The following is an 11,042-nucleotide window of genomic DNA, read 5'->3' as shown; positions in this document are numbered from 1 at the left end:
CGGCGCCCCGGTTGGCGCGCGGACCTCCGCCCGATGGCGGCCGTACGCCGCCCGGCGAACACTGGGCGAACTCCGCGCAGGTCAGTCCAGCAGTGCGACGACCTCGCGGAAGTCGCCGTAGGCCTCGCCGTACTGCCTGGCGGCGAGCAGGAACATCGAACGGCCGGTCAGTGCCCGCCCCGCAGCCTGTTCGCCCCGCTGGGCGCCGGGCAGGGCGGCGAGGCGGCGGGCCGGCGTGACGCCCTCGGCGAAGAGCGGCCGGAGCGGTTTCAGGATGCGATGGGTACGGCGCTCCCAGTGCGGCGCCGAGCGGACGGTCAGCCTGCGGTGAGCGGCGACCAGCGCCGGAAGGTGCCGCCCGGGCTCGGCCGCGGCCGCCTCGGTGAGCGCGGCGACCCCCGCCTCCGGCCGGGGAAGCTCCGCGGCGTACGCGCGGGAGACGTCCGGCGACCAGCTCATCGTGTCCCAGCCGTACGGCGGCGCCGGTGCGCTTGGGGCCCCGCCGGTTCCAGCGCCCTTCTGACGCGCCGTGAGCCGGCCTCATACGAGCAGCAGGGTCCGCGCCCGCAGCACCGCGTCCTGATCGACGCCCTCGGTGAAATCCATGACGGGAGTTCCGGAAGCCGCCTCCACTCCCCGACAACGCCTCTGAGCTGCGCGTTCCGTCCTGCAAAAAGAGCGGCCGGACTGTCATGACGGAGACGCCATCACCAGGTCACGAACGCCGGCGGGGCTTTCCGCGCTTCGCGGTGGGGCGAGGCGTCTTCGCGGACGCACGGCCGGATGATCTGGCGGCGGGCTTGCGCCGCGCCGCCCCCTCCTCGGGGCGCTGCTTCTTCGGCTGCGGCTGGTGCTGGGTACGGCCGCGGGTGCTGTTGACGGTGCGGCCGCGCACGATGCCGATGAAGTCCTCGACCCGGTCGGTCGTGGTGTCCTCGCGCCACGACAGGGCCACCCGGGACTGCGGGGCGTCGACGACGGGGCGGTAGGTGAGGTCCCGGCGGTGGTGCAGGCGCGCCAGCGACTGCGGCACGACCAGCACCCCCACGCCCGCCGCGACGAGCTCGATCGCGTCCGCGGTCGTGGCCGGGCGCTCGATCGCGGGCCGCCCGGGCAGCTCCTGCCAGTCCAGGGTGTCGTCGAGGGGGTGGAACACCACGTCGTCGGCCAGGTCCGCCACCGTCACCTCGTCGGCGGCCGCGACGAGGTGGTCCTTGGGCACGACGACGACCGTCGTCTCCGCGTAGAGGGGGATCGCGCTGAGATCCGTCCGGTCGATCGGCAGCCGTACGAAGCCCGCGTCCGCGTCCAGGCCGCGCAGCATCCCGGGAGCCTCGGCGGCCGGGACCATGACCAGCTCCAGGGGGACGTCCGGCAGCCGCTCCTGCCAGATCCGCACCCACTTGGCGGGGGTCACCCCGGGGACGTAGGCGAGGCGGAACGAGGAGGGAGCTTCCGAGCCGGTCATCCGGCCAGGCTACCCCGGCGCCGGTCGGGGGCCGTCCCCGCGATCGATATCCTGGGGGCATGACGTCGCACCACTCCGCCCAGACCATGAAACCCGCCACGGCGGCGAAGAAGCTGGGTGTGTACCTCGAGGCCACCCCCGCCGAGTTCCGGGAAGGCGTCGTGTCGCGCGACGAGCTGAACGCGCTGCAGGCCGACCCGCCCGAGTGGCTCCGGGAGCTGCGCCGCAACGGCCCGCACCCGCGCCCGGTCGTGGCGGCGAAGCTGGGCGTGTCCATCTCCGGTCTCGCCCGCGGCGGGGTCACCGAGGCGCTCACGACGGAGCAGATCGAGGCGCTGAAGCAAGAAGCCCCCGAGTGGCTGCATAAGGAGCGCGCCACCCAGGCCGAGGCCCGCAAGGAGGCCGCCCGTCTCAAGCAGCGCGACGCCGAGCGTTCCGGGCACGCCGACGCCTGACGTCCCTCTCGACGCCGAAGCCCGGGAAGCCTGAGCGGCTTCGCGGGCTTCGCGGGCGTGACGGCACTGCCGCTCGACGGTCGACCGCAGCCGGCGCGGGCCGGCCGCCGCGGATTCGAGGCCCTGCGCGGCGGGCCGGGAAACCCCGCATCCGCCGGTCCCCCACGCCCACAAAGCGCGTCCCGGTCCGTTGACAGCGCGGGGGGCGCGTCGCAGACTCAGTGCCCGGAGCATGAACGATAGTTCACTATGCGAACGATGGTGTTCGCGCGCCGGACAGGGGCTGCCATGACCATCACCCGTGAACTGCTGATCGGCGGCAAGGACGTCCCGGCCGTCTCCGGACGCACGACCGAGGACGTCAGCCCCTTCACCGGGGAGGTGTACGCGACCGTCGCCGCCGGCGGCGTCGAGGACGTCACCCGGGCGGTGGACGCGGCAGCGGCAGCGTTCCCGGAGTGGGCGGCGCTCAGCCCGTTCGCGCGGCGCAAGATCTTCCTGACCGCGGCCGACCTGCTGGAGGCCCGCACGGAACAGGCCGCCCAGATCATGGCTCACGAGGCCGGTGCGACCCGCCCCTGGGCGTACTTCAACGTCGGACTCGCGGCCAACATCCTGCGCGAGGTGGCAGCCGCCGTCACCGCGCCGCGCGGTGAGGTGCTGAGCGCGCAGGAGGAGGGCGTCCTCGGCATGGCGGTGCGCGAGCCGGTCGGCGTCGTGGGCGCCTTCGCGCCGTGGAACGCCCCGATCATCCTCGGCGTCCGCGCGGTCGCCGCGCCGCTGGCGGCGGGCAACACGGTCGTGGTGAAGCCGAGCGAGGACGCCCCGGTGGCCTGCGGTCTGTTCGTCGCGGACGTGCTGCGCGAGGCCGGGCTGCCGGACGGCGTGCTGAACGTGGTGACCAACGCCCGCGAGGACGCCGCCGAGGTCGCCGAGGCGCTCGTCGCCGATCCGAGGGTCCGCGCCGTCAACTTCACCGGGTCGACGGAGGTCGGGCGGATCATCGGCACCCACGCCGCGCGCCACCTGAAGCCGGCCGTGCTGGAGCTCGGCGGCAAGAACGCGATCGTCGTGCTGGACGACGCCGACGTGGACTACGCCGTCGACGCCGCCGTCTTCGGGGTCTTCCTCAACTCCGGACAGATCTGCATGTCCGGCGACCGGATCCTCGTCCACGAGAGTCTCGCCGAGGAGTTCACGGCCAAGTTCGCCGCCAAGGTCGGCACGCTGCCCTCGGGCGACCCCGCGCACCCGCACACGGTGATCGGGCCGCTGGTGAGCCCCGCCTCCGCGCGGCGCGTCGCCGCCTTGGTCCTGGATGCGGTCGCCAAGGGCGCCACGGTGCTGGCCGGCGGCGGCGAGCCGGACGGCGCGGTGCACCCGGCCACCGTGCTGCGGGACGTGCCCAAGGACGCGGAGATCTATCACGGCGAGGCCTTCGGCCCCGTCGTCACCGTTTCCTCTTTCGCCGACGACGACGAGGCCGTGGCCCTGGCCAACGACACCGACCACGGTCTGACCGCGGGCGTGATCACGGAGAACGGCACCCACGGGCTCGCCGTCGCCCGCCGGCTGCGCACCGGCATCGTGCACGTCAACGACCAGTCGGTGGCCGACGAACCGCAGGCGCCCTTCGGCGGCTTCAATGCCTCCGGCTACGGCCGCTTCGGCGGGCGCTGGGGCCTGGAGGCCTTCTCCAACACCCGCTGGGTCACCCTGGCCACTCAGCAGGCGCACTACCCGTTCTGAATCCGCCGCGCAGGGCGTAGGGTCCGCGCATGGAAGATCCACTCGGCGCGGCCCGCGCCCTTCTCACCGAACGCTTCCCCAATGCGCTCGCCGGTTTCCTGGGCGGGTCCACCGCCCGCGGCGAGGGCACGGCGACCTCCGACCTGGACGTGGTCGTCGTCCTCGACCCGCCCGCCGGGTGCCACGCGGAGTCGCTCACCTGGGGCTCCTGGCCGGTCGAGCTCTTCGTGCACACCCCGGAGTCGGCGCGTGCCTTCATGGGCTGGGACCGCGACCGCGGCAGCGGCACGATGGCGTTCATGTGCGCGCGGGGCGTCGTCCTGCTCGACCGTGACGGGACCGCCGCCAGGCTGCGCGACACCGCGGAGCGGATCCTCGCCGCCGGACCGCCCGCGGTCACGGACGCGGCGCGCGACCACCGGCGCTACTGCGTCACCGACCTGCGCGACGACCTCCTCGGCGCGAGGAGCGAGGACGAACTCCTCGCGGTGGCCGCGGCCCTGCTGGACGGCACCGCCGAGCTCCTGCTCGGTACGCGCGGCCACTGGCGCGGCGGCGGCAAGTGGCTGCCCCGCCGACTGCGCGAGGCCGACCCCGAGCTCGCGGCACTCCTGCTCGGCGCCTACCGCGATCTCGTTCGAGGCGGCCCGCGCGAGCCGTTCGCCGCCGCGGTGGACACAGTGCTGCACGCCTGCGGTGGCCCCCTGTGGGCGGGCTACCGGCGCACGCCGGACCCTCGCATGCTGGCGGAGCTCGGCCTACGGCCGGACTGAGGCCGGGCCCGGCTCCAGGGGGTGCGGAGCGGACGCCCGAACCTAGACTGGAGGGGCAAGGCTGCGGGCCGCCGAGTTCTCAGGAGGTCTACCGATGCACGCGAACAAGGGTGACCGGGTCAGGCAGCACGGGCGGGTCGTCGGCCAGCACGACAAGGTGGCCGAGATCGTCGAGGTCATGGGGCAGGGTGGCGAGCCGCCATACCGCGTCCGGTACGACGACGGCCACGAGTGCATCCTGTCCCCCGGACCGGACTCCACGGTGGAACACGGGCGGGGCAAGCCCCCCACCCCCTGAGCCGCTCCGTACGGAATCCTGCCGCACCGCGGCCGTCGCATCACCCGGCCGCGGCGGCACGCGTACCTACGCGCCCGCCCCCCGGCCGGGGGTGCGGACGCGGACAGTGGTCGGCGACGACACGGGACATCGCCCCGATCGGGTCGGCGGCGACCTCCGGGGCCAACGAGAAGCGTGGCGAGCCGCCATACCGCGTCCGGTACGACGACGGCCACGAGTGCATCCCGTCCCCCGGACCGGACTCCACGGTGGGACACGGGCGGGGCACGCCCCCCACCCCCTGAGCCGCTCCGTACGGAATCCTGCCGCACCGCGGCCGTCGCATCACGCGGCCGCGCCCTGCGGCAGGCGAACCTACGCGCCCGCCCCCCGGCCGGGGGTGCGGACGCGTGTCGGATAGTGGTCGGCGACCACCCGGGACATCGCCCCGATCGGGTCGGCGGCGACCTCCTTGGCCGAGAAGAACACGTTGCCGAGCACCTGGGGATGGTGCCGGTCCAGCTCGAGGTGGCGGGAGAGTTCCGCCGGGTCCTGCCAGGCCTGCGCCTCGCCGGCGGCGCCGGCGCGGTAGAGCGCCTCGCCGATGTAGAGCTGGACGCCCGTGCCGTCGACCACGTCGGCCCACCACGGCACGAGCGTGGCGTAGTCGGCGACGGCGAAGCCGATGTTCCAGTACACCTGCGGCACGATGTAGTCGATCCAGCCCTTGTGCACCCAGCCGCGTGTGTCGGCGTAGAGGTCGTCGTACGTCTGGACCCCGGCGCGGGTCGCGGAGCCGCGCGGGTCCGTGCCGCGGTTGCGCCAGACGGCGAAGGGGCTGACGCCGAAGCGGGTGCCGGGGCGGAGTGCCCTGATGCGGGCGGCGGTCTCGCTGACGAGCAGGTCGATGTTGTCGCGCCGCCAGGAGGCGAGGTCGTCGAAGCCCTCCCCGTACCGGGCGAAGGCGTCGTCGTCGGCGAAGTGCCGGCCCGCGACCGGATAGGGGTAGAAGTAGTCGTCCCAGTGCACTCCGTCGACGGGGTAGCGGCGGACGGCGTCGAGCATGGCGTCCTGCACGAAGCGCCGCACATGGGGAAGCCCGGGGTTGTAGTAGAGCTTCCCGCCGTACGCGACGGTCCAGTCGGGGCTGACGCGGGCCGGGTGGTCCGGGGAGAGCCGTGCCGGGTCGTCGTGGGTGGCGACGCGGAACGGGTTGAACCAGGCGTGCAGTTCCAGCCCCCGCGCGTGCGCCTCCGCCACGGCCGTGCCGAGCGGGTCCCAGCCGGGGTCCCGCCCCTGGACCCCGGTCAGGTACTCCGACCAAGGCTCGTACGGGGAAGGCCACAGCGCGTCGGCGGTCGGCCGGACCTGCATGACGACCGCGTTGAGACGCCGCTCGACGGCGAGGTCGAGGTAGCCGAGGAGTTCATCGCGCTGCTGACGGGCGGACATCCCGCGGGCGGAGGGCCAGTCGCGGTTGGCGACCGTCGCCAGCCACATGCCGCGGAACTGCGCCGGCGCGCCGGGACCGCCCGCCGCGCCGGACGACGCCTCCGCCCCCGCGGGCATCCCCCCGGCGGGCCTCGCCATCATTTCCGCCGCCCTCGCTGTCTCGCCCGCGGCGAGGACGGTGCCGATGGCCCCGGCGGCGCCCGCGGCGAAGGTCCTGCGTGAGAGTCGGCGCATGACTGTCCCCTGATTCCCCGTCATATTCATGTTTCGCTGATACTGGGCTGAATCAGCCCGTCCGGCAACCTGCCGGGAGCCGGTCGGGGCCGGTGTGCCTCCGGGTCCCGGCCACCCCGTGCGCCGCCCGCGTCGCCTCCGGCGCACGGGCGCCCGCGGCGGCTCGGGGCCCGGTCAGCGGGGCTACCGCGCCCGGCCGGGCGGCCCTCGCGGGCGCCCGGACCGGTAGGCCGGCCGGGTGTAATGTCGAGCGGGCTGGTCCGGACCTCACGACGGTCCGGGTCTCCATCTCGCGATCAGGGAGAGGCTGGGCGTTGAACGACGACATCCGTTTTGTCGGTGTGGTGGGCTGTGGCCAGATGGGCGCGGGTATCGCCGAGGTGTGCGCCCGGGCCGGACTGGACGTCCGGGTGGCGGAGACCACCGGCGAGGCCCTGGAGCTTGGCCGCACCCGGCTGACGAACTCGCTCCGCAAGGCGGCGGAGCGCGGCAAGATCACCGCGGAGGAGCGCGACGCGACGCTGGAGCGCCTCACCTTCACCACCGACCTGGGCGACTTCGCCGACCGCGACCTGGTCATCGAGGCCGTCGTGGAGAACGAGCAGGTCAAGACCGAGATCTTCCAGGTGCTCGACCAGGTGGTGACCCGGCGCGACGCGATCCTGGCCTCCAACACCTCCTCCATCCCGCTGGTCAAGCTCGCCGTGGCGACCTCCCGCCCGGAGCAGGTGATCGGCATCCACTTCTTCAACCCGGCGCCGGTGCAGAAGCTCGTCGAGCTGATCCCCGCCCTCACCACGGACGGCCAGACGCTGGTGCGCGCCGAGAAGCTCGTCACCGACGTGCTGGGCAAGCACCCGATCCGGGCCCAGGACCGCGCGGGCTTCGTGGTCAACGCGCTGCTCATCCCGTACCTGCTGTCGTCGATCCGGATGTTCGAGACCGGCATCGCCAGCCGTGAGGACATCGACAACGGCATGGAGATGGGCTGCGCCCACCCGATGGGTCCGCTCAAGCTCTCCGACCTGATCGGGCTGGACACCGTGGCCTCGGTCGCCGACTCGATGTACGAGGAGTTCAAGGAGCCGCTGTACGCCGCCCCCCCGCTGCTGCAGCGCATGGTCGACGCGGGCCGGCTGGGCCGCAAGAGCGGCCACGGCTTCTACGACTACGTGTAGTTCGGCGTCCGCGCCGCCGTCTCCCGCCGCGCGTCGAGCCGGGCCAGTTCCGCCCTGGCCCGCGCCTCGACCGGCGCGGCCCCGACCGCGGAACTGATCTCCAGGGCCTCGACCAGGGCGCCCCGGGCCGCCGCCGACCGCCGTGGACGGCGCTCGGCGGCGCCCAGCACGATCAGCGTGCGGGCCAGGTCGATGGGGAGCGAACGGCCGCGCAGCCGGTCCGCGGCGGCCTGGATGCGGGTGATGCCCCGCTTGGAGCGGCCCAGCACACAGTCGCGCAGTCCCTCGGCGCGGTCCAGGGCGGACAGCACGCTGGCGGAAGGCCGTGCCCCGGCGCGGCGGCGCGCCGCACGCAGGATCTCGGCGGCGGAGTCGGTGTCTCCGAGGATCACGGCCGCCTCGGCGAGGTCCCCGTACCAGCGCAGCATCACCGGGTCGGCGATGCCCATCGTCTCCCCCAGCCTGCGCACCTGCCGAAGGGTCTCGACGGCCGCCTCGGTGTGCTCCCGCCCCCCGGCGAGCAAATGTGCCCGGCCGCGGACGCCCAGGGCCCGCAGCAGGAAGAGCTGGTCCCCGTCGGTCATGCAGGCCCGGATGGTGCGGTCGGCGAGCTCGATGGCGCGCTCCGCGCGTCCCCCGGCGGTCTCGGCGAGCGCGGCGGCGTAGAGCACGGGCGGTGAGTCGCTGCCGGCCCGGACGGGGAGCACGGCGCAGCGGGCGACGTTGTCCAGGGCCTCGCGGCAGCGTCCGGAGCGCACCTGGATACGGATGAGCGCCACCAGCGTGGCGGCGGTCTCCTCGACGGAGGCGTACTCGCCCGTCCTTCCGAGAAGGCCGGCCATCTCGCGTTCCGCGTCGGTGACGCGGTCGGCGTCGGCGGCCAGGATCGCGCGGGTGCGGACGAGTTCGCGGGCGCCGGGCCCGTCGGACGGCACGGGGAGGCGGAACGCCTCGCCGAGCGTGGCCTCGGCTGACTCCGCCTCGCCGTGCAGCGCGTGCAAGCGGGCGAGCAGGGCCAGGGCGGCCACCCGGGTGTCGACGGCGCCCGCCTGGACCGCCATGTCGGCGGCGCGGCGGGCGTGGGCGGAGGCCTGCGCGGGCCGCCCGCCGATGAGGTGCCGCAGGGCTGCCCACTGGTGGAGCCGGGCCTCCAGCTCGGGATGCCCTTCGGCCTCCACCAGGCCGTCCGATATGAGGCGGCCCGCGGTGCCCAGCGCCTGGCCGGCGTTGCCGAGCATGATCAACCGGGCCAGCACCCGTTGCCGGGCGGACACGGCCTCGGCGAGCACGGTTTCCGCGGCCCGGTCGGCCTCGCCCCGCAGCCCGGCGTCGCTGGCGTACTCGGCGGCGGCCAGCAGCCGTTCGGCACGCTCGGCCGGGCGGTTTTCGGGCGTACGGCGGGCCGCCAGGGCGGCCAGTTCCGCGGCGGTGGCGGGGGCACCGCGGCGGCGCGCGGAGTCGGCGGCGGCGGCGAGCGTGGCCGCGGTGGTCTCGTCGGCGTACGGGTGGGCCAGGGCCAGGTGCCGGGCCTGCTCCACGGGCTCGGGGACCACCCGGGACAGCAGTTTGTGCGCGGTGCGCCGCCCGTGCTCGGGGGCGTCGGCGTACACCGCGGCGCGGATCAGCGGGTGCTGGAAGCGAATCGTTCCCTCGGCGTCGGCCACGGCGACCCCCAGGGTCTCCGCGGTGGCCAGGTCGCCCGCCGGGTCCGGGATCCCCGCGGCGCCGAGCAGCGGCAGCGTGGGGCGGGCCGCCGCGCTGGCGAGCAGCAGCGTCTGCCGGGCGGAGGCAGGCAGCAGCCGTACCCGGTCCAGCAGCAGGTCGCGCAGCCGCGGCGGTACGGACAGCACGTCCCCGGCCTCGAAGGGCGTGCCGTCCCGCAGCAGGGCGCGGCCGAGTTCGAGGGCGTAGAGCGGATTACCGGCGGCCGTGTCCTGTACGGCACGCACGGCGGGCTCGGGCAGCTCCGCACCGGTGTCGTCCAGCAGCAGTTCGGCAACGTCGCCGTCGGACAGCGGAGGCACGAGCAGCGCCGCGGTGCCCGGCGGGCAGCACCGAAGCCCGCGCGGCTCCTCGCCCTCCACCACCCGCTCGGCCGCCAGGAAACGCACCCCCTCACCCGGCGGGAGCCGCCGCAGCGCGAGCGACAGCACCTCGGCGCTGGGCATGTCGAGCCACTGCAGGTCGTCGACGACGATCAGCACGGGGCCGGCGGCCGCGAGTGCCCGCAGCAGTTCGACGGCCGCGTCGCGCACGGCCAGCCGGCTCTGCGTCGCGACCGGCTCGTGCCCCCGCAGTAACGCCGCCCGCAGGGCGGCCCGGGGCCCGGCGGACAGCGCGTCGACGTACTCCTCCGGCACGCGGGCGAAGAGGTCCATCAGCGCCACGAAGGGCAGCTTCGCGTCCTCCTCCACGGGCACGGCGCGCAACACGAACCCTTCCGGCGGGACCTCGTCGGTCAGCACGGCGAGCAGGGCGGACTTGCCGATCCCGGCCGCTCCGTGGAGCAGTACGCCCGGACCGGCGGTCAGCTGTGTCCGGGCATGGTCGAGGATCTCCCGACGCCCGATCAGGGACGGCATATGCTCATGACAACGTTTGCTCAACTGCCTTGTCAATGGGCGCAGTCAGGTCGACGTGTTCGTGGACCGGGGTGCGTCTGTGCGGCCGGTGGTTGTGTGCGGGTACGTTGGGGTTGCTGTTGGGGGTTTCCCCGCCCGCCCTCCCTCAACCAGCCTTCGGCCGGGGGGGACCCCCACCCGGATGGTTGGTGCGGGTCTGCGCGGGGTGCGTGGTGGGCCGGGAACGGGGCCTCCGGGGCTGGGCATTCTGGACCGCATGTTTATGTGCATGGCGTCCAGGTCGGTGCCGTCTGTGCTGCACAACACATATGCGTCAGCGTCCAGAACACCCACCCCTACGACCCCGCCCCCTCCGTATCGCCGGCGACCAACGGCCGGTGGGGGGTGTGGGCAGGCGGGCTTGCCGCATGCGCAGGGGCACCCCCAGCAGTAGCCGGGGTGCACAACCACAACGACGCCACACGTGCCCGGTGCGCACGGTCTCTCCCCCAGCCTGGCGGCTGGGACGTTCCCCCACGTGTGCACGCTGGCGGGTGGGGGTGTGCCAGCTCCCTCTGCCGTCGGGCCGGGGATCCCCATGGTGAGGGAGGGGAGGACTGCGCGTATCCCCACCCCACCGGCCGTCAGGCCCCCACACGACCGGAGAGGGTGTGGCGGCGTGCCCCCATGGGGGCACCTCCCAGCGGTAGCTGGGGGAGACGAGCGGCGGACCCGGCGCCCAATGATGTCGGGGTAGACCGCGAGCGCCGAGGTGGGGGCACCTCGGCCGAAGGTCGGGGGAGTACCCCGGCGCGGCACCGACCCACAACGCACGCAGCGAGGCGGTCACTGACCGCGCCGGGCGCTCGGGAGGGTGGGTGGGGGATGCCCGCCG

General features: G+C 74.3%; 9 protein-coding genes and 1 pseudogene. 6 read left to right on the top strand and 4 right to left on the bottom strand.

Annotated elements, in window-relative coordinates; genetic code table 11:
• Positions 1-81: 81 nt before the first annotated feature.
• Together ACRWNP_RS09010 and ACRWNP_RS09005 are read right to left on the bottom strand one after the other, a co-directional pair.
• Positions 82-459, bottom strand: coding sequence for a hypothetical protein (locus ACRWNP_RS09010; RefSeq protein ID WP_431960512.1), 378 nt, complete (start codon positions 457-459; stop codon positions 82-84).
• Positions 460-715: 256 nt separating this feature from the next.
• Positions 716-1,468, bottom strand: coding sequence for a LysR substrate-binding domain-containing protein (locus ACRWNP_RS09005; protein ID WP_431960511.1), 753 nt, complete (start codon positions 1,466-1,468; stop codon positions 716-718).
• A gap of 59 nt (positions 1,469-1,527) precedes the next feature.
• Here ACRWNP_RS09005 and ACRWNP_RS09000 point away from each other — a divergent pair, with 59 nt between their 5' ends.
• The 5 genes and pseudogenes from ACRWNP_RS09000 to ACRWNP_RS08980 all read left to right on the top strand — a co-directional run.
• Positions 1,528-1,923, top strand: coding sequence for a DUF5997 family protein (locus tag ACRWNP_RS09000; protein ID WP_431960510.1), 396 nt, complete (start codon positions 1,528-1,530; stop codon positions 1,921-1,923).
• A 288-nt stretch (positions 1,924-2,211) separates the two neighbouring features.
• Positions 2,212-3,672: an aldehyde dehydrogenase family protein gene (locus ACRWNP_RS08995; RefSeq protein WP_431960509.1), complete on the top strand. Its 1,461-nt coding sequence runs from the start codon at positions 2,212-2,214 to the stop codon at positions 3,670-3,672.
• A 29-nt stretch (positions 3,673-3,701) separates the two neighbouring features.
• The gene (locus ACRWNP_RS08990; RefSeq protein WP_431960508.1) at positions 3,702-4,445 is read left to right on the top strand and encodes a nucleotidyltransferase domain-containing protein; all 744 of its coding nucleotides are present in this window, start codon (positions 3,702-3,704) and stop codon (positions 4,443-4,445) included.
• Between the two features lie 94 nt (positions 4,446-4,539).
• Positions 4,540-4,743, top strand: coding sequence for a DUF1918 domain-containing protein (locus ACRWNP_RS08985; protein ID WP_431960507.1), 204 nt, complete (start codon positions 4,540-4,542; stop codon positions 4,741-4,743).
• Between the two features lie 176 nt (positions 4,744-4,919).
• Positions 4,920-5,027, top strand: a pseudogene (locus ACRWNP_RS08980) (DUF1918 domain-containing protein); the annotation flags it as partial.
• A gap of 70 nt (positions 5,028-5,097) precedes the next feature.
• Here ACRWNP_RS08980 and ACRWNP_RS08975 read toward each other — a convergent pair.
• Positions 5,098-6,408, bottom strand: coding sequence for a glycoside hydrolase family 10 protein (locus ACRWNP_RS08975; protein ID WP_431960506.1), 1,311 nt, complete (start codon positions 6,406-6,408; stop codon positions 5,098-5,100).
• Between the two features lie 314 nt (positions 6,409-6,722).
• On the opposite strand from ACRWNP_RS08975, the gene ACRWNP_RS08970 reads away from it, so the two are divergent.
• Positions 6,723-7,586 carry a 3-hydroxybutyryl-CoA dehydrogenase gene (locus tag ACRWNP_RS08970; protein WP_431960505.1) on the top strand — a complete coding sequence of 288 codons (864 nt, stop codon included), beginning with the start codon at positions 6,723-6,725 and terminating at the stop codon, positions 7,584-7,586.
• On the opposite strand, the gene ACRWNP_RS08965 is transcribed toward ACRWNP_RS08970, so the two are convergent.
• Positions 7,577-10,168 carry an AAA family ATPase gene (locus tag ACRWNP_RS08965; protein WP_431960504.1) on the bottom strand — a complete coding sequence of 864 codons (2,592 nt, stop codon included), beginning with the start codon at positions 10,166-10,168 and terminating at the stop codon, positions 7,577-7,579. The two genes, ACRWNP_RS08970 and ACRWNP_RS08965, sit on opposite strands and share 10 nt — an antisense overlap.
• Positions 10,169-11,042 lie beyond the last annotated feature (874 nt).

The sequence above is a fragment of the Actinacidiphila sp. bgisy160 genome (assembly GCF_965342435.1).
GTDB lineage: Bacteria > Actinomycetota > Actinomycetes > Streptomycetales > Streptomycetaceae > Actinacidiphila.
This window is presented reverse-complemented; position numbering and strand designations above follow the sequence as displayed.